Origin of the sequence: Alteromonas sp. KUL42, from assembly GCF_006538325.1 — a bacterium.
Classification (GTDB): domain Bacteria; phylum Pseudomonadota; class Gammaproteobacteria; order Enterobacterales; family Alteromonadaceae; genus Alteromonas.
On record NZ_BJKK01000002.1, the window covers coordinates 85,626 to 105,399 of the forward strand.

Here is a 19,774-nt window from a genome sequence, read left to right on the forward strand (position 1 = left end):
AGCAATGATTAAAAACCTCTGTGCCCTACAACAAAAATCTGCGCTGTTGCTTCTCGTTTTTTGTTCGTTTTCGTTCTCTTCCTTCGCTGCTCATCCTAACTTGGTAATTACCGAAGAAAGTGTCACCAAAATGCGTGAAGCGGCAAATCAAGAGGGGCGCTTTCAAGACGCGTATCTTCGCGTTAAAGAAGATGTGGACGCGCATTTGTCTTTGCCTAATGTTGTGCCCGTGCCAAAAGATGGGGGTGGTGGATATACACATGAACGCCATAAGAAAAACTATCAGCTAATGTACAACGCCGGCGTGGTGTATCAAATTAGCGATAATCCTCAATATGCTCGCTACGTTAAGCAATTGCTCTTAGATTATGCCGAGCTTTACCCTATCTTGGGATTACATCCGCAGCGTAAAGTAAACGCGCAAAACCCCGGCAAGCTTTTCTGGCAAAGCCTGAATGAAGCTGTTTGGTTGGTCAATACCATTCAAGCCTATGATTTAGTGTATGAGGCGCTTACGGACGCTGAGCGCCAAACGATTGAAAATCAACTGCTTCGCCCTGTTGCATTGTTTATGTCGGAAGGTCAGCCATCAACATTTAACAAGGTCCACAATCATGGTACCTGGGCAACGGCGGGCGTCGGAATGGCGGGCTATGTCTTGAACGAACCTGAGTGGGTGGAAAAGGCGCTGTACGATTTAGAAAAGTCAGGTAAAGGAGGCTTCCTAAGGCAGCTTGATACGCTTTTCTCTCCGCAGGGTTATTACAATGAAGGTCCCTATTATCAGCGTTATGCGCTGATGCCATTTATTACTTTTGCTAAGGCCATTGAAAACAATGAGCCAGAACGAAAGATTTTCGACTATCGTGATGGTGTATTACTTAAGGCAGTGGATACAACAATTCAACTGAGCTACAACGGTTTGTTCTTTCCGATCAATGACGCAATCAAAAGCAAGGGCATTGATACAATTGAATTAGTTTACGGTGTTGCCGTTGCCTATGAGCAAACAAAAGACTCAGGTCTGCTTGATATTGCACAACAACAAGGGCGCATAGTGTTAACTGGTGAAGGTGTTGAAATTGCAAAGGCCCTCGACGATAACAAAGCGACACCCTATAAGTTTGCGTCGATGGCTCTAGGTGATGGCAAAGACGGTGACGAAGGGGCACTGGTTATCATGCGAACTGAAAAAGCTCTCGGCGAAGCGGTGTTGTTTAAGCCGGCTGCCCAAGGGCTTGGGCATGGTCATTTTGACAAGCTCACTTGGCAACTGTATGACCAAGGCAACGAAATCATTACTGACTACGGTGCCGCTCGATTTTTAAATGTAGAAGCCAAGTACGGCGGTCGTTATTTGCCAGAAAATAACACTTATGCAAAACAAACGGTTGCACACAATACAGTGGTTGTCGATGAGCGAAGTCATTTCGATACCAATTTAACCAAAGCCAACGCCAATGCGCCAACGCTACACTTCTTTGAAGCCACTGAAGCAGGCTCAGTTGCTCGCGCAACAATTGATTCAGCGTATGAGGGAGTTGAACTTGATAGAACGCTAGCGTTATTAGCATTGCCTGGCTTGAAAAAACACCTTGTTATTGATGTATTTGATGTGACCAGCGAAACGCCACATACCTACGACTTACCGCTTCATTACAATGGCCAGTTGATTGATACGAATTTTAGTTTTAAGGCGAATACGCAAACGCTTAGGGCGTTAGGTAAGGAAAATGGCTACCAACACCTGTGGCTCAAAGCAGAAGGTAAGCCGCAGCAAGATTCAGCGAGAGTAACGTGGCTAAATGGAAACGGTCGATTTTACTCCCAGCACAGCGTTGCCCAAGGAAAAGAGACATTTCTTTTTACTCAACTTGGTGCTGGCGACCCCAATTTCAATTTGCGAAACGAAAATAGCGTAATCCGACGTGCTACGGGGAGTGCTCATCATCGATTTTTATCAGTGCTTGAGCCGCATGGTGAATATAACCCGAGTAAAGAATATACATTGGGCGCGGTTAGCTCTATTACTTCACTAGAACCTATCCAACATACGTCCCTCGTGCTACTCGAATTGGTAATAAATCAACAGCATTTTTTAGTTGCAATTAACAATACAAAAGACGTTCAAAATCCAGAACCTGTTTCTTTTGACTTCAACAATAACCCTTACACGCTTTCAAGCCGCTTCGCTGTATATGCGCTGTAATTTTTTAGGATTTGAGTTATGAATAAGCAAAGCGAACACTTTTTATTTGGCAACGAGACAGAGATTGAAGACTTAGGTAATGGCTTAAAGCGGCAGATGCTAGGGTTTAATCACGAGCTTATGGCCGTTAAAGTCTTCTTTGACAAAGGTGCCGAGGGTTACACCCACGCCCATCGACATTCTCAAGTCACTTACGTGGAAGAGGGAGAGTTTCATTTTAGCATTGGTGGTGAAATGAAAATTTTAAGAAAAGGGGATAGTTGCCTTATCCCTCCACACGTTGAACACGGTGCAGTATGCCCAACAGGCGGCATTCTGATAGATACGTTTAGCCCAGCTCGCGAAGATTTTGTGGGAGAATAGTAATGAAAATTAATGGCTTGCGATGGTGGGTGATTGCCCTCATTGCACTGGCAACCATCATCAATTACATCGATAGGCAAGCGTTAAGCGTCCTTTGGCCAGACATTGTTGAAGACCTGTTCCCTGATGAGTCTGCGTTAGAACGCAAACAAATTTATGCCAATATTTCTATTGTTTTGTTTTTGCCTACGCTTTTGGGCAAGCTATCTTCGGCAAACTTTTTGACTGGATAGGCACCCGCATCGGGTTTGTTTTATCAATCGGCGTATGGTCACTGGCGACGGTTTTGCATGCTTTTGCACAAGGCTTTCTAAGTTTTGCGATTTTCCGCGCCATTCTTGGTGTCGCGGAAGCGGGAAACTGGCCAGGAGCGGCAAAAGGCAATGCAGAATGGTTCCCAACCAAAGAGCGTGCCCTAGCACAAGGTATTTTCAACTCTGGTGCTGCTATTGGTGGCATTATTGCCATTCCCACAATTGCGATGATGACCGTTTATTTTAGCTGGCAACTTATTTTCATTGTTGTGGGGTCGTTGGGCTTTCTATGGTTGGTGCCTTGGATGATTTTAGTAAAAGCACCTCCAGGTTCTCATCCTTGGATCACCGAAGAGGAAAAGCAGTACATTTTAACAGGGCAACGCATCGAGTCTGCTGAGAGCAGCGCTCATTGTGACAATGAATATAACCCTTCTACCAAGGAGCTGCTTAGCAAGAAGCAAAGTTGGGGGGTAATTATCGCATCTGCTGCAATCGACCCTATTTGGTGGCTATTCGTGTTTTGGATCCCGATTTACCTTAACGAAGTTTACGGTATGGATGTGAAGTCGATCGGTCTTTACGGTTGGGTACCTTATGTAGGCGCCATGCTTGGCGCATGGTTTGGGGGGCTACTTGCACAAAATCGTATTAAAGCTGGATGGAATACAGACAAAACCCGTAAGCTCGTCATCACGTTGGGCTGTGTCATTATGCTTCCTGCCTTACTTGCAATGGCTAACCCTGGCTCAGCCATTACAGCTGTTCTCATTATGGCCGTCATTTTATTTGGTTTTCAAACTGCAATTGGCAACGTACAAACGTTGCCCAGCGATCTATTGGGCAAAAAATCTGTAGGCACACTGTCAGGGTTCTCAGGGATGGCAGCCAAGTTAGGTGCGGTAGGGTTAACCTCTCTAGTGCCCATGTTAACCGCCGATGGCAACTATACACCCGCATTCATTATAGGTGCATCACTTGCCATTATTGCCGTTGCCGCTGTATGGCTACTTATCCCAAAAGTTGAACCGTTGAAACAATAGTTTAGCTATTATTGGGCATCGCTATGATGCCCGAAAAAAGCATGTTCGACGTTTTTATTAAACAAGGCGTAACAATGAAAAAATTAGCTTTATGGGTGAGTGCATGGTTGAGCTTCGCACAGACGAATACTCAGCGACTTCTTTGCATCAGTCATTTGCAGGCGATGTGTATAATTCGGCGGTGTATTTGAAGCGCTGTTTTGACGATGTATTTGTCGGCTTCGTTACCGTCACAGGCGACGATACTTTTAGTCATAGAATGCGAAAGGGTTTTGAATCAGAGAGTCTTGATACGTCAATGGTATTTACTCATCCGACGCGTGCTACAGGGCTATATTTAATCGATACCGATGATGACGGTGAGCGCAGTTTTACCTATTGGCGTTCTGAATCTGCGGCGAAGACCATCGTTTCTTTTTTAAATGTCGATGTTCTCAATAGCCTTACAAGCAATGATATGTTCATGTTTTCTGGTATTTCTATCGCCATTATTCCGCCTGATGAGCGCGTGCCCTTTTTCAACTTTATCAAAGCGCTAAAAAACAAAGGCGTAAAACTAGTATTCGACCCGAATTACCGCGCACGTCTTTGGACGTCTCTCGCTGATGCCAAAGCGAATTTTGAGCAGGCGCTATCGCTAAGTGATATCGCGTTGGTGGGGGTCGAAGATATGGGCGAACTATTTGGTCTTGCGTCTTCTGATGATGTGATGGAGCTTTGCCAATCGCATAGTGTTGATGAGGTAGTCATTAAAAATGGTCCTTCATCTGTACTGACGTCCTTAAATGGGAAATATGAAGAACACGTTATTACGCCAGTTTCCAAAGTCGTAGATACCACCTCTGCAGGCGATGCCTTCAATGGTGTTTATCTGGGTGGACGTTTACAGAATTTGCCAATCTCACATTGTGTATCAATGGCAGCAAAGGCTGCTGGCACTGTCATTCAGCACCGAGGTGCGATTATTCCCAAAGGGGTTGTTGAAGCGACTTTGGAAGGCGTGCATAAAAGTACATTGGCAAGCGATTTGACGACGTAATCGCCCTTTTCATGCTGACGATTTTAGCTACATCATGTCGTCAGCAAGTTACACAAAAACAAACAGGTTAGAGCCTACAATTATCTTATTGAGAGATCACTTATGACACAATTTTCTGAACTAATGTCGGGCCAAACCCTGTTACCCATAATACAAGCGGATTCACCTGAGCAGGGTGTAAATATAGCTAAAGCAATGTCAAAAGCAGGCCTTAAGCTTGTTGAGGTTGTCTTGCGAACCGAAGCATCCCTAGATGCTTTATGTGCAATTAAGACTGAGGTTCCTTCGCTAATTGTCGGCGCGGGTACAGTTATAAACGAAGAAATACTTTCGGCTGCACTAGAAGTGGGTAGCGACTTTATTGTAACGCCTGCTGTATCGGCCTCATTGCTAGGTGCTCTTAAGACTTGTCAGGTGCCGGTACTGCCTGGCGTGTCTAATACCGCTGATATTCTAATGACACTGGAAGCCGGCTTTACTGAGCAAAAGCTGTTTCCCGCTTCACTCTCTGGTGGTGCACCATTCTTACGTGCTGTGTCTTCTGTTTTTCGCAGTGTCACTTTTTGTCCAACAGGTGGCGTTAACCAGTCGAACAAGATGGACTATCTTTCCTTGCCAAATGTGTTTGCTGTTGGCGGAACCTGGGTAGCGCAAAAAGAGTGGGTAAATGAAGGCAACTGGGATGCAATCACTCAGTCTTGCTTAGAGGCCAACGCATAGAGGAAATTACTAAAGTATTTTACTTTGTGTTACAGCCCTTCGACGCAGTACAACCCTATTTCTAGGGCTGTTTCACAACTTAACATGCTTTTTATTCTGAATGAAACATGTACAGGAAAGGTCAGCAGGCACTAGTCACTAACCTGTTTGTATTACCAAATAGATTGTTTCGTTTCTATATTACCGTTTTTATGGTGTGTTTTTGTTCATGCTATTACACTGTTAAAAATTTAACTATATGAATTTTATGTGAAAAGATAATTTATGTTGCGCTTAGTTAGCATGAATTGAAATATTACCAATTGAGTGTATATTGTCGGTATATATTGGTAATAGTGTTATTTTAGATTTGTTTCGTTCAATGTCTCCAAACATTGTTCTGGTTTACGATGAATACACGTGCTTCGTGTGAAATACACAGTTCTAAAAACAAAAAAGGTTTTGAACATGAAAAGTCGTCGAATGTTCTGGCAAATTGCAGAAAAGATTAAGGCGTTGATTGCCTCTGGTTTGTACCCACCTGGTACGCGGTTGCCTGCAGAACGCGAACTTGCAGAAACCTTTGACGTTAGTCGTCCAACAATACGCGAGGCTATTATTGCGCTTGAAGTGCTTCAACATGTAGAGGTTAAGACAGGTTCAGGTGTTTATGTTCTTGATAAAGCCAATGATCAAGAAGAGACTACTACAGAACAAATTAGTGCATTTGAGCTCACTCAAGCCCGTGCACTTGTTGAAGGTGAAGCTGCGGCATTGGCAGCGTTGTCTATTACAGATGAAGAACTTGATGCATTAGAAAAAACGCTTGATGCCATGAGAGCGGGTATTAACGCTGAAGAAGCCGATCGTAATTTTCATATCATTATTTCTAAAGCCACGCGAAACAAAGCCATTTTGCTTGCGGTAAACAAATTTTGGGCGTTGCGAGACTCACAACCACAAATTATTCAAGCTTATAGTAGTGTTTGTAGCCAGTCTGACCAAGATAGGTTGGAAGAGCACAATCAAATTTTTCAGAGTTTAAAAGCAAGAAATTCACAGGCTGCAAGAGCGGCAATGCACGCGCATTTTAACCGTCTTATTGATGCATTGTTTGCTGCAAGTGAGGCACAGGCACTTGAAGAAGTAAGAAAGAAAAGTAGCCAAACCAGAGATCTTTATTCGCTGAGCCACCTAAGAACGAGTTAAATCGTTTTTTATTAGCGTGGCTGGTAGCCTTCATACTCGTTGTCTATTGCATAAAAGCTTGCGACTGCGCTCTCTCCTTCTTCTTCTGCTGAATTGTTTAAATGATAAACGCCGACCTTAAAATTCTTCATCGTAACCACTGTTTCTTGCTTAGGAACATCATGTTTATAGATAAGCCTTTTTATTAGGTTGGCGTAAGTAATATAGGGTAAAAGCTGCCAATTGTTGTAGCTCTTATTAAAGAGCTATAGTTGTATTACCAATTTTATTTTGGTTTTATCAATAGCTGTAAATTGGTTTTTTTTGTTCGGATTTGAACGTTTCTTTGGTAATCATCAAAGAAAGAGGGGAGACGTGACAATAATCAGGATAAAAAAATGCCAGTCAATATTGTTGACTGGCATTGATTGCTTTGGCTTACACCATTACTAAGGCAGTATTACTGGCCTTTAATTTCGCTTCGGCCTTTATATGTGGCTGCATCGCCAAGTGCTTCTTCAATACGAAGTAACTGGTTGTACTTAGCAACACGGTCAGAACGACATAGTGAACCTGTCTTGATTTGGCCCGCTGCTGTACCTACTGCAAGGTCTGCAATGGTCGCATCTTCGGTTTCACCTGAACGGTGAGAGATAACTGCCGTGAAGCCAGCGTCTTTCGCCATCTTAATTGCGTTAAGCGTTTCAGTTAGTGAACCGATTTGGTTGAACTTGATAAGGATTGAGTTACCAATGCCGTTATCAATACCGCGCTTAAGAATTTTAGTGTTAGTTACAAACAAGTCGTCACCAACAAGCTGTACTTTGTCACCAATCTTCTTAGTTAGGCTTGCCCAGCCGTCCCAGTCGCTTTCGTCTAGGCCGTCTTCAATAGAGACAATTGGATATTGCGAAGAAAGGTCAGCAAGGTAGTCGCCAAATGCTTCTGAGTCGAAGCTCTTGTCTTCGCCAGACAGTACGTATTTGCCTTCTTTGTAAAATTCAGACGCCGCGCAGTCTAGTGCAAGGGTAATGTCTTCATTCATTTTGTAACCAGCGTTTTCAACCGCTTCAACGATAACGGCTAGCGCTTCAGCGTTAGAGCTAAGGTTAGGTGCAAAACCACCTTCGTCGCCAACCGCCGTGTTTAGGCCTTTAGCAGAAAGTACTTTCTTAAGTGCGTGGAAAATTTCAGCGCCCATACGTAGTGCTTCTTTAAAGCTCTTTGCGCCAACAGGCTGTACCATGAACTCTTGAATATCTACGTTATTGTCAGCATGCTCACCACCGTTGATGATGTTCATCATAGGAACTGGCATTGAGTACTGACCAGATGTGCCGTTTAGGTCTGCAATGTGCTCGTAAAGCGCTACGCCTTTTTCTGCAGCTGCCGCTTTGGCTACTGCAAGAGAAACCGCAAGAATTGCGTTCGCACCAAGGGTTTCTTTGTTTTCTGTGCCATCAAGGTCAATCATGATGCCATCGATATCAGCTTGGGCTAGTGCGTCTTTGCCAATAAGTGCTGGCGCGATGGTATCGTTAACTGCTGTAACTGCCTTTGTCACACCTTTACCTAGGTAACGAGACTTGTCGCCGTCGCGTAGTTCTAGCGCTTCGCGGCTACCAGTAGAGGCACCTGATGGTGCTGCAGCACGGCCCATTACGCCTGATTCTAAATATACATCTGCTTCTACAGTAGGGTTACCGCGTGAATCTAAGATTTCGCGTCCGATAATGCGACTAATTTTCGCCATGTTTTTTCCTCAACAATTGATTGGGGCGCAACGGGAGAGAGCGCCCCTTATTAGAAATTAGTGATTTTCTTTCTGGTATTTTCCTGCCGCAGCAACAAAACCAGTAAATAGTGGGTGTCCATCCCGAGGGGTTGAAGTGAACTCAGGGTGGAATTGGCCCGCAATGAACCAAGGATGATCAGGGATTTCGACTACTTCTACAAGTCGCTTATCAGTGGACAAACCACTTACCTTCAACCCTGCCGCTTCAATTTGATCACGCAAGTTGTTGTTAACTTCGTAACGGTGACGGTGACGCTCGTATATTTCAACATCGCCGTACATCTCGTGTACCTTTGTGCCTTCAACTAGATGACAAAGTTGGCTACCTAAACGCATAGTGCCGCCAAGATCTGAGTTTTCAGTTCGGGTTTCGGTGGTACCCGCTGCGTCTAACCATTCAGTAATAAGACCAACTACTGGGTAAGGTGTTTCTGGGTCGAATTCAGTACTGTTTGCGTTTTCCATGCCAGCTACGTTGCGCGCGTATTCGATAAGCGCAACTTGCATACCTAAACAAATACCTAAGTAAGGCACGTTGTTTTCACGGGCATAACGGGCTGCTGCAATTTTACCTTCAATACCGCGTTCGCCAAATCCACCCGGAACCAAGATAGCATCTAATTTTTCTAAAATTTGTGTGCCTTTGCTTTCCACATCTTGCGAGTCGATGTGATGAATATTCACAGTTAAACGGTTTTTAAGCCCTGCGTGTTTAAGCGCCTCGTTTACCGACTTATAGGCATCAGGTAGCTCAACATATTTACCTACCATACCGATATTTACTTCAGCAGTTGGGTTTGACTCAGCATAAAGTACCTGTTCCCACTCTGACAGATCGGCTTCTTTGCACTCTAGGCCAAAGCGGTCAACAACGAGCTGATCCATACCCTGTGCTTTTAGTGCAGCAGGAATACGGTAGATACTGTCTACGTCTTTAAGCGAAATTACTGCTTTATCGGCAACATTGGTGAAAAGCGCAATTTTAGAGCGCTCACTGGCTGGTAATGCACCAACCGAACGACACACTAGAATGTCAGGCTGAATACCAATTGAGCGAAGTTCTTTAACCGAGTGTTGTGTAGGCTTAGTTTTTACTTCGCCTGACGCAGGCATGTAAGGCACCAATGTTAAGTGCATAAACATTGCGCGTTCGCGGCCAACTTCAGTGCCTAACTGGCGAATTGCTTCAAGGAACGGCTGAGATTCGATATCACCTACAGTTCCACCTACTTCAACGATTGCTACGTCGTGACCTTCAGCCCCTTCAACAACACGGCGCTTAATTTCGTTGGTAATGTGTGGAATGACCTGAATAGTCGCACCAAGGTAGTCTCCACGACGTTCGCGTTTCAAAACTTCTTCGTAAACACGACCCGTAGTGAAGTTATTGCGTTTGGTCATACGGGTGCGAATGAAACGCTCATAGTGACCTAAATCAAGGTCTGTCTCAGCGCCGTCATCGGTAACAAATACTTCACCATGCTGAATAGGGCTCATTGTGCCTGGGTCGACGTTGATGTAAGGGTCGAGTTTTAACATGGTTACGGTGAGACCGCGAGCTTCCAGAATTGCGGCCAATGATGCTGCAGCAATACCTTTACCTAGCGATGAAACTACACCACCGGTGACGAAAATATAATTTGTCATGCGAAACCTAGAACGTTTGGGTTGTATGGTAAATATAGGTCGAGTTTAGAACAAAACCACCTACACTTTGGACGGGGCGATAGTATACGCAAAATCATGTGAGCAGACAATCAATTTGCCCACATGCTGTTCATTTAATCTGCGCTATTCAAAAGCAATAGGTTGTTTTAGTGTACTGCCATCAACACAACCCATTGGTACTTTTGTGAATTACGACTGGCTTAAGCGTTTGAGTGTATAAATGAGGTCAAGTGCTTGACGCGGAGAAAGCTCATCTGGCGCCAAATTTTCTAACGCTTCAATAACTGGGTGAGGTTTATCAGGAAAAAGCATTTCTGCCTGACCTAGTGCAGTTTTTGGCGCTTTGCTTTTTACTTTTAAAGCGCTTGGTGAGCCTGCTGAGCTTTTACTTGAACCGTTATCATTTGAACCGCTATTATTTGAACCGTTATGATTTGCGCCGTTTTTACCACCAGCTTCACTACTGGTCATAATGTGTGAAGACTCTAAAATAGCGAGCTTTTGCTGGGCGGCTTTAATCACCGGTTTTGGTACACCTGCAAGTTGTGCAACTTGTAAACCAAAACTCTTGCTTGCGGCACCTTCAGAAACCGTGTGCATAAAGCGTATGGTATCTTCGTGTTCAATGGCATCAAGGTGCACGTTTACTACACCTGCTTGTGTATCGGGCAATTCGGTTAGTTCGAAATAGTGTGTTGCAAAAAGCGTATAGGCATTGAGCTGGCTTGCCAAATAGCTCGCACACGCCCATGCAAGTGACAAACCGTCATAGGTACTGGTACCACGACCAATCTCATCCATTAATACCAATGAATGCTCGGTGGCATTATTTAATATATTGGCCGTTTCTGTCATTTCTACCATGAAGGTTGAACGACCAGAGGCTAAATCATCAGACGCGCCAATACGGGTGAAGATGCGATCAACTTTGCCGATGTGTGCATTTTCCGCCGGTACAAAGCTGCCAATACACGCGAGTAGCGCAATAAGTGCGGTCTGGCGCATATAAGTCGACTTACCCCCCATGTTCGGGCCTGTGATGATCAACATGCGTCGTTCAGTGTCAAGCTGCAATGGATTGGGTATGAAAGGGTCTTTCATTACATTTTCCACAACGGGGTGACGACCATTGTCGTAAGTAAGTGCACACTCTTGGCTTAAGTGTGGGCGATACCAGTCGAGGGACAAGGCGCGTTCTGCAAAGCAACACAACACATCGAGCTTTGCCAATGCTGACGCGGTTTCTATTAGCTGATTAAGATAAGGTGCAAAGTCATCAAACAACGCTTCATATAACTGTTTTTCTAGCGCAAGGGCTGCCCCTTGACTGCTTAATACCTTATCTTCGTGCTCTTTTAATTCAGGAGTAATGTAGCGCTCTGTGTTTTTAAGTGTTTGTCTGCGAATGTATTCAGCAGGGGCAAGTGCACTGTTCGCTCGGCTAATTTCAATAAAGAACCCATGTACTTTGTTGTAACCCACTTTAAGTGTAGATATACCAGTACGCTCACGCTCGCGTTGCTCCATAGCATCAAGGTAATCGGTAGCACCTTGCGAAAGCTTACGCAATTCATCGAGCTCTGCGTTATAACCTTCAGCTATTACCCCGCCATCGCGAATGACAACGGGCGGATTATCGATAACGGCTTTATTTAACAGCGCTTGAAGCTCGGGGTAAGTACCTATAGTGTCGCTTATACTTCTTATTTGGATTGTATCAAAACGCGCAAGCGCATCTTGTAAATTAGGAAGTGCATTAAATGCATTTTTTAAGCGGGCAAAATCACGAGGGCGGGCCGAGCGAAGGGCTAAACGCGCCATTATACGTTCGATGTCGCCAATGTGTTTTAGCGCCGCACGAATATCTTCTGGGTCGTCGTTGATGAAGTTATCTACTGCATCTAAACGGCTGTGAAGTTCGTGCTGATCGGTAAGCGGAGAATGGATAATACGCTGTAACATACGGCTGCCCATGGCCGTGGTGGTAGTATCCATCACGCTAAATAAGGTATTCTCCTGACCGCCTGACAGATTATGGGTAAGTTCTAAGTTTCTGCGCGTAGCGGCATCAAGCTGCACGCGACTGTCTTGCTGTTCGGTTTGAATACGGCGAATATGAGGAAGCGCAGTGCGCTGAGTATCTTTCACATACTGTAAAACACAGCCAGCGGCCCCCAAACCTTTTGTTATGCCTGTTACGCCAAACCCGTCTAAGGTTTTTGTTTCAAACTGTGCATTGAGTTGCTCGGTAGCTGTATCTATATCGAATTCCCATTCTGGACGGCGTCGTAGTCCTTTGCGGTTTTCAACAAGTGGTAAGCTTTCAAACCCTTCTGGGTAAAGCAATTCTGCAGGGTTAACGCGCTGTATTTCCGCTAAAAGGCTCTCATCAGAGTCACATTCAAATATTACAAATCGGCCACTGGAAACATCAAGGGTCGCTAAACCATAATGCATGGTGTGCCCACACACTGCGGCAAGAATATTGTCTCGGCGTTCTTCTAAAAGTGCTTCATCGGTTACGGTGCCAGGTGTGACAATACGCTGTACTGCACGTTCTACGGGACCTTTGCTTGTGGCTGGGTCACCCACTTGTTCGCAAATAGCAACAGACTCCCCCATTTTTACCAAGCGCGCCAGATAGCTTTCTACGGCGTGGTATGGCACGCCAGCCATGGGAATTGGCTCACCGCCAGACTTTCCTCTTGCCGTTAAAGAAATATCCAGTAAATCAGCGGCTTTTTTGGCATCGTCATAAAACAACTCATAGAAGTCACCCATGCGATAAAACAATAAAATATTCGGATGTTGCGCCTTAATAGTAAGGTACTGGCGCATCATGGGAGTATGTGATTCCAAAAAATGCCTCTGTGAATTTGTTGATGGGTTTAATGCCTGTTGTAGGGAATAAATGATAAACTCACCCCCACTAAGATCAAGTAAAGATCGCAGGTGGTACAACAGGGTAACCAGGTAAAATTAAATGAACTCGACATTTTCAACTGATTCGACACTAAACGCTAGCCCTTTGCAACTTGATAGCGCATTAACTGCCCAAGTATTAGTGCTGGGTGATTTGCTGCGGGAAAAAAAGTGGACAGTCTCTAGCGCTGAGTCGTGTACCGGTGGCGGTGTTGCTTTTGCATTTACCAGCGTTTCTGGCAGTTCTGATTGGTTTAACCAATCTTGGGTAACTTATTCTAATGAAGCAAAGCAGCGGGAATTAAGCGTAACGGAAGAAACGCTTAGCCAGTATGGCGCCGTGTCAGAGCAAACCGTTAAGGAAATGGCGAAAGGCGTGTGTCGAAAAAGTGGTGCAGAGCTTGCGGTGACGGTTAGTGGAATTGCAGGGCCTGGCGGTGGTAGTGATGAAAAGCCGGTAGGAACCGTGTGGTTTGGCTTTGTTTGTGGTGATAAGACTACCCAAATAAAGCAAGTATTTAGCGGAAATCGAGACCAGGTTCGCAGTGCTGCAATTGCCTTTGCAATAAGTCACTTAGTAAAAATGTTAAGTGAAAAGTAAAAACACTGGTTGAAACTGTATGCTTGTACAGTATAGAATGCCATCATCATTTGATAGTGTTATACATATCAATACTACCATTACAGAATTTAACCGCTAATCCTAGAGGATATCGACGTGGACGATAATAGATCTAAAGCCTTGTCTGCTGCTGTTGGACAAATTGAAAAGCAGTTTGGTAAAGGCGCTATCATGCGCTTGGGTGATAACCAAGCGATGGATATTGAAGCGATTTCTACAGGCTCATTGACCATTGATATCGCGCTAGGTATAGGCGGCTTGCCTTGCGGTCGTGTTGTAGAGATCTATGGTCCTGAATCATCGGGTAAAACTACGTTGACCCTTCAAGTTATTGCCGAAGCTCAGCGTAAAGGCAAAACTTGTGCATTCGTAGATGCGGAACACGCGCTTGACCCAGTGTATGCAGAAAAGCTAGGTGTAAACATTGATGACTTGCTCGTGTCTCAACCTGATACTGGTGAACAGGCGCTTGAAATCTGTGACATGTTAGTTCGCTCTGGGGCGGTTGATGTGGTTATTGTTGACTCCGTTGCCGCACTTACGCCAAAAGCAGAGATTGAAGGTGACATGGGTGATTCTCACGTAGGTCTTCAAGCGCGCTTGATGTCTCAAGCTCTGCGTAAACTTACGGGTAATATTAAACGTTCAAATACACTATGTATCTTCATTAACCAAATTCGTATGAAGATTGGTGTAATGTTTGGTAACCCAGAAACCACAACGGGTGGTAACGCGCTTAAATTCTATTCGTCTGTACGTCTTGATATTCGTCGTATTGGCGCGGTGAAAGAGGGCGATGAAGTCGTGGGTAACGAGACCCGTGTTAAAGTAGTGAAGAACAAGGTAGCGCCTCCGTTCAAGCAAGCTGAATTTATGATCCGCTATGGTGAAGGGATTAGCAAAGAAGCAGAGCTTATCGACTTAGGTGTGCAACAGAAGTTGGTAGATAAAGCGGGTGCGTGGTACAGCTATAAGGGCGATCGCATCGGTCAGGGTAAAGCGAACGTAATGAAGTTCTTAAAAGAGCACCCTGAGATTGCAAATGAAATTGAGCAACGCATTCGTGCAGAGCTACTTTTACCTAAAACGGTAAAAGCAGAAGATGTAGCAGCGCAAAAAGAAGATGATGTATTGCCTGAGTAAAGCTCAGTTAATTAACATCCATAAGCGTAATGTCGATAGATGTAATTCTTTAAATAGTTGTTAGGTCTTTTGGAAATTAGAAATCCGATGTCAGACAATTGACATCGGATTTTTTTATTCCGTGGACGTTTAATGAACCTTGTACTGTGCAATCAGGTTGTTCATTTTAGTGGTAATCGAGTCCATTCGCTCGCCGTCACCAACCAAAGTGGCTACGCCATCGCGAGTTTGATGGGTCAAATCTCTCACAAGATTTATGTTATCGTGAATTAACTCGGACGCTTCTGATTGCGCTTTGATGGTTTCATTTAGTGTGGCGTTGACGTCTTTTACCGAGCTGATGACATCTCGGATGGTGTTAAACGCCATACCTGCAAATTCAATATTTTTCATCGACGATTCTGCTTGGTTTTGACCATGCTGAACCACGTCTACTGCCGTTTCAGTTTGTGACCGTAGCTTTTCAATGGCACTGCTTATTAACGCGGTTGATTCTTGAGTCTTGATGGCTAGTGCCCGTACTTCTTCTGCCACTACAGCAAAGCCCCTTCCACTTTCACCAGCTCGAGCCGCTTCTATTGCTGCGTTAAGTGCAAGTAGATTGGTTTGCTCAGCTATTTCACTAATAATGCCCGTTGCTTTGCTCACTTCCATTGTGTAAGTGTCCAGTGCTGGCATTATCACAGCGACATCATCGATTACAGCTTTCATGGCGTCTACTGCTTCTTGCGTCAGTGAGATAATTTCACTGGTTTTACTCATCTCAGACTCCGCACTATTGGATGAATGAGTTACAACATCTGCTTGCTGGTTGATAACGGCTAATTGCTCACGAAGATGATAAATCGATTGGGTAATTTCTTCTGTACTATGGCCTTGATGAACCAAGCGCTCGAGGGTTTGGTTGCTAAAGGTAATCAAATTAGAAGCTGTGCTTTTGACATCATCAGAGGTTTGCTGCATTTGAGACATATTAGATGAAAATTGGTCCATCAATCGGTTAAAACTGACAGCGACTTCACCCGCTTCTGTACCGATTTCTTCTGGTACACGTTTGGATAAATCGCCACTACGAACAATTTCATGCATGGTTTGCATCGTATCTAAGAGGATCGACTTGGCGCCGTGCTCAGCTACGTTTAATCCGCTGATTTCATGATCCTCACTCACTCTCAGTTGGCCGAAAAGCCTAAGTACCCCGAATAGCATTAAGCCTAAAGTAAATGACCAAGCAAATACCGAGACAATACCAATTAGTTGGGTAGTCATGTGAGATAACATACTTCCGCTATCGTGACTGTAAAAGGCAGCTGCGAGAGTTCCCCAAGCACCAGCAAACCCGTGTACAGGTACTGCGCTAACCGGATCATCCAATTTTAGGGTGTGAAGCATAAATTCCGATGCATAATGGGCTACCAAGCCGCCTACAGCCCCTATAATCACAGCGCTAGTTAGCTCGACAATATGCGCACTTGCTGTAACTGCTACTAAGCCTCCCAAGACGCCATTCAGTATGCGCTCGATACGAATTTGATCACTACTAACGCGTGAGAACATTAGATTGATCATGCCGCCAGCGCATGCGGCAATGACGGTATTCATTAAAACCAAGGGAATTTGATCAGAGGCTTCTAGTAGACTACCGCCATTAAAACCAAACCAGCCAAACCAAAGTAGAAATACCCCCATTGCTGTGAGTAATAAGTCGTGGCCGTAAATATCATTAACACTACCGTCTTTGTTAAAACGTCCCATACGAGGACCTAAGACAATTACGCCAGCGAGGGCCACCCATGCGCCGACTGAATGCACAACGGTGGACCCTGCAAAATCAATGAATCCCATTTGTGCGAGCCAACCGTCGCTATTCCAAGTCCAATGCCCTACTAGAGGATAAATAAAAGTTGCACAAACAAAGGCGACAACTAAGTAACTACTGAATTGCATACGCTCAGCAACGGCACCGGAAACAATTGTAGCAATAGTACCTGCAAACATGGCTTGAAAGAGGAAAAACATTATATCGTAAGGCTCGATGACGCCTTTCAAACTAAAGCCTGAAGTTCCAATAAATCCGTTCCAACTATCACCAAACATTAAGGCATAGCCAACAAACGCAAAGCCTAAAACAGCTATCATCATGTCAGAGACGTTCTTAATGGCTACGTTTAACGTGTTCTTTTTACGAACGCAACCAGTCTCGAGAAAGCAAAAGCCCGCTTGCATGATAAAGACGAGTGCCGAGCAAATGGCTAACCAAATGATGTCTACATTACCAAAAAGTGCGTCGAGATCTTTCGACGTGTTTGCCATAGCTTTGAAAGGAAGGAGAGGAGTGACAATAGCTACAGCATTTAATCGATTTAACAAACGCATAATACAACTTCCGATTATTTTATGAACATCTATTAAAACGATGAAAAAGGGCACTTGTAAATGAACAATAAAGTTAACCTAGTGTTAACTTTTTGATCGTAACATGTCTAGTAGTAAGTAGCTGCTTATCTGTTTGTTTTTAGGTGTATTTTTGTTTTTTGAAGTGGTAGGATTTTGTACGGCAGTGCAGGTTTAGTCTAAAGTATAAGATTCTTATTTGAGAGAAAGTAACTAGTTCTAGTTGGAAGACAGTAGCGCTTTAGATATCACTTTAGTGTGTGGTATTACGAATCAGGCGACAGAGAGCGTAAGTCGTTGAATCGTGCTATCTAAAAGCGTGTTCAATTGTTCCATTGCTTTACTGGCTTGCACAAAGTATGTATCGCTATTTAAAGTAACTTTGTCTTTGGCGATGAATTCTTGTTGAATGGTGTGAATCAATTCGTCGCAAAACACCTGTGCTTGTGAGATTTCATTCGAAACTAAATTACCAGAGCATTGCGCAAGTTGATAGAGAGCTTGTGAAGACAATTGACCAATTTTGGCATGCAAGTAACCCAATTTAACTTTGTCTATTTGAGAGCTCACACCTGATGTGGATACAGCCATACCTACCGCTCTCGCTTGTCCAATGAACTCAACTGCCATAGGCAATTCACGCCATAGGAATTTGAAATGGTTAAAACTCATAGGTAGCACACGATTTTGTTGCCACGCTTCAGTGATATCCTCAAATAGGTACAACAAATTCTCTATTAAAGCAGTGTGTTGTTTAAAGCTATCTACAACTTTGAGCGAAAAGGCATTATTCTCTAATCGTTGCCAATGATCTATGTAGGCATTCCAACGTTGATTTGTGTTTAGACTTTTCACTTCGCTAAGAGAACTTTTAAGCTGATTTATGTCATTTCTCAAGGTGATGATTGCGGGTTTCACTTCTTCATTACCTTGTAGAAAACTGGCACTTAACCCTCTGTGTTTTTGAGAATTACTAATTAATTGGTTAAGAGTACCAATAACGTTGAAAGCCTCCACTTGCTGCTTTTTATTCTCTTTTCTATTTTTCCAAGTGCTGAGAAACACTATCAAAAAAATAATTAGTCCAATCAACCCAAAACTGACAATCATGCAATTTCCTTATTCGTCCCTGTAATACTCATTAGATACTCTGCTACTTTGGTAGTTTGTTCTGCGATCCTTGCATTTTCTGCCGCAGTCTCGACTACTCGCTCAATACTTTTGGCGATTTCTTCTGTAGCTATTGATTGCTGCGATGTATTCGCTGACACCGTTAACACTTGTTTTTGCACGTCATCGGACTCAGCATGAATAGCTGAAAGCTTATCAGAGGCATCCGTGGCTTTTTCCAAACATGTTACTGCTTGCTGTTGTACGAGGTCTAAGTTTTGGCTCACCGTGTCATTCTCTAACGTTAGTGCTTTGATACTTTTGTTTATTCGTTCGGCACATTGGTTACTTTCTTCCGCAAGATGGCGTACTTCCTCTGCAACTACTGCGAATCCCCTTCCCATTTCACCGGCGCGTGCAGCTTCAATGGAGGCGTTGAGTGCCAATAGGTTGGTTTGTTCCGCGATAGATTGTATTGATGAAGTTAAAGACAGTACTTCCGCAGTTTGTTGGCGTAGACTGCTCATGGCTGTTTGCGTATCAGAAAGTTCAATGGTAATCGTTTCAACTTCTTTTGATAAGGCAACTACGTCGTGATGTCCTTGGCTGGCTAGCTCACTGGCTTTGTTGGACGCCTCATTAGCTTGTTTTATTTTATGGGCGACTTCTGCGAGAGATTGTGTCATTTCACTCACCGCTGCTGCTGTTGTCGTTGTAGCATTCGATTGTGAATGCACATTGGCCGAAACATCTGAAGCCGACTTAATTACCTGCTCGCAGGAATAGCTTATTTCAGAAAGTACTTCCGCTAATTTATCGCGCTCTCTCGTCAGTTCTCTAATCGCGTTGACAATTGAGATCACGTGTTCAGGTAATACGTCAGAATTAATAGCTAGGCTTCGATAATCCTTACGCTCAGTAGAAATTAGTTTTAGAGTATCATCGAGGGATACTATTGAGTCAGTAACCAATACCGCATGGGAAATGAAACACCATATGGATAGAAGCGCTACTATTAACGCTAAGTAAAAGAGGTTTAATATTATTAATCCGCCCGCCGTAATGATCAAAACGAGAGCAACAAACGTCAATTGGTATGAGGCACTACGGTAATGCTTAGCACTGAAGAAAAGGTGCCCAGGTAAAAATAGAAGGTTTTTCATGGGTTTCCCTAACCTACATGAAAAGAGTACGGTTTTAGTGAAAAAGCAATTTATGCGCCATGGTCGTGATACGTGAAAATTGCTTTATAACCTAGATAGTTACCATTTTTGTTACGAAATTAATCAAATGAAGTGAGCTGTTACGCATCAAAATGATGCGAG

The 19,774-nt window shown here is 44.0% G+C and carries 13 protein-coding genes and 1 pseudogene; 8 read left to right on the plus strand and 6 right to left on the minus strand.

All coding sequences use genetic code 11. The annotated features are described in order from the left end of the window. Positions 1 to 4: 4 nt before the first annotated feature. From EYR97_RS03180 to EYR97_RS03205, 6 genes and pseudogenes are all read left to right on the plus strand, one after another. On the plus strand, positions 5 to 2,209 hold the full coding sequence (locus EYR97_RS03180; protein WP_131092393.1) for a heparinase II/III family protein: 2,205 nt from the start codon (positions 5 to 7) through the stop codon (positions 2,207 to 2,209). 18 nt (positions 2,210 to 2,227) lie between these two features. Continuing rightward, complete coding sequence (locus EYR97_RS03185; RefSeq protein WP_014948493.1) at positions 2,228 to 2,572, plus strand: cupin domain-containing protein; 345 nt, start codon at positions 2,228 to 2,230, stop codon at positions 2,570 to 2,572. A 2-nt stretch (positions 2,573 to 2,574) separates the two neighbouring features. Continuing rightward, a pseudogene (locus tag EYR97_RS03190) lies at positions 2,575 to 3,869 on the plus strand (MFS transporter). An 82-nt stretch (positions 3,870 to 3,951) separates the two neighbouring features. Beyond that, a complete protein-coding gene (locus EYR97_RS03195) occupies positions 3,952 to 4,908 on the plus strand; it encodes a sugar kinase (RefSeq protein WP_258313195.1) in 957 nt (318 codons plus the stop codon). Between the two features lie 102 nt (positions 4,909 to 5,010). Continuing rightward, entirely contained in the window at positions 5,011 to 5,628 is a 618-nt protein-coding gene (gene eda / locus EYR97_RS03200; RefSeq protein WP_131092395.1) for a bifunctional 4-hydroxy-2-oxoglutarate aldolase/2-dehydro-3-deoxy-phosphogluconate aldolase, read from the plus strand. Positions 5,629 to 6,075: 447 nt separating this feature from the next. Continuing rightward, positions 6,076 to 6,816, plus strand: coding sequence for a FadR/GntR family transcriptional regulator (locus EYR97_RS03205; protein ID WP_131092396.1), 741 nt, complete (start codon positions 6,076 to 6,078; stop codon positions 6,814 to 6,816). Between the two features lie 439 nt (positions 6,817 to 7,255). Here EYR97_RS03205 and eno read toward each other — a convergent pair whose 3' ends face one another. The 3 genes from eno to mutS form a co-directional block, all read right to left on the minus strand. Then, complete coding sequence (gene eno / locus EYR97_RS03215; RefSeq protein ID WP_131092397.1) at positions 7,256 to 8,548, minus strand: phosphopyruvate hydratase; 1,293 nt, start codon at positions 8,546 to 8,548, stop codon at positions 7,256 to 7,258. A gap of 57 nt (positions 8,549 to 8,605) precedes the next feature. Then, positions 8,606 to 10,237: a CTP synthase gene (locus tag EYR97_RS03220; RefSeq protein ID WP_131092398.1), complete on the minus strand. Its 1,632-nt coding sequence runs from the start codon at positions 10,235 to 10,237 to the stop codon at positions 8,606 to 8,608. Positions 10,238 to 10,447: 210 nt separating this feature from the next. After that, entirely contained in the window at positions 10,448 to 13,099 is a 2,652-nt protein-coding gene (gene mutS, locus EYR97_RS03225) for a DNA mismatch repair protein MutS (RefSeq protein ID WP_131092763.1), read from the minus strand. Between the two features lie 142 nt (positions 13,100 to 13,241). On the opposite strand from mutS, the gene EYR97_RS03230 reads away from it, so the two are divergent. Both EYR97_RS03230 and recA read left to right on the plus strand, forming a co-directional pair. Then, the gene (locus EYR97_RS03230; RefSeq protein WP_131092399.1) at positions 13,242 to 13,781 is read left to right on the plus strand and encodes a CinA family protein; all 540 of its coding nucleotides are present in this window, start codon (positions 13,242 to 13,244) and stop codon (positions 13,779 to 13,781) included. Positions 13,782 to 13,898: 117 nt separating this feature from the next. Beyond that, positions 13,899 to 14,945 (plus strand): recombinase RecA, encoded by a 1,047-nt coding sequence (gene recA / locus EYR97_RS03235; protein ID WP_131092400.1) that lies wholly within the window; start codon positions 13,899 to 13,901, stop codon positions 14,943 to 14,945. A 129-nt stretch (positions 14,946 to 15,074) separates the two neighbouring features. Here recA and amt read toward each other — a convergent pair whose 3' ends face one another. The 3 genes from amt to EYR97_RS03250 all read right to left on the minus strand — a co-directional run bounded on the left by amt (position 15,075) and on the right by EYR97_RS03250 (position 19,612). Then, on the minus strand, positions 15,075 to 17,321 hold the full coding sequence (gene amt, locus EYR97_RS03240) for an ammonium transporter (RefSeq protein ID WP_131092401.1): 2,247 nt from the start codon (positions 17,319 to 17,321) through the stop codon (positions 15,075 to 15,077). Positions 17,322 to 17,612: 291 nt separating this feature from the next. Beyond that, positions 17,613 to 18,449, minus strand: a complete 837-nt coding sequence (locus EYR97_RS03245; protein ID WP_131092402.1) for a nitrate- and nitrite sensing domain-containing protein — start codon at positions 18,447 to 18,449, stop codon at positions 17,613 to 17,615. Further along, positions 18,446 to 19,612 (minus strand): methyl-accepting chemotaxis protein, encoded by a 1,167-nt coding sequence (locus EYR97_RS03250; RefSeq protein ID WP_131092403.1) that lies wholly within the window; start codon positions 19,610 to 19,612, stop codon positions 18,446 to 18,448. The genes EYR97_RS03245 and EYR97_RS03250 overlap by 4 nt, the downstream gene beginning before the upstream one ends. Between the last annotated feature and the right edge of the window lie 162 nt (positions 19,613 to 19,774).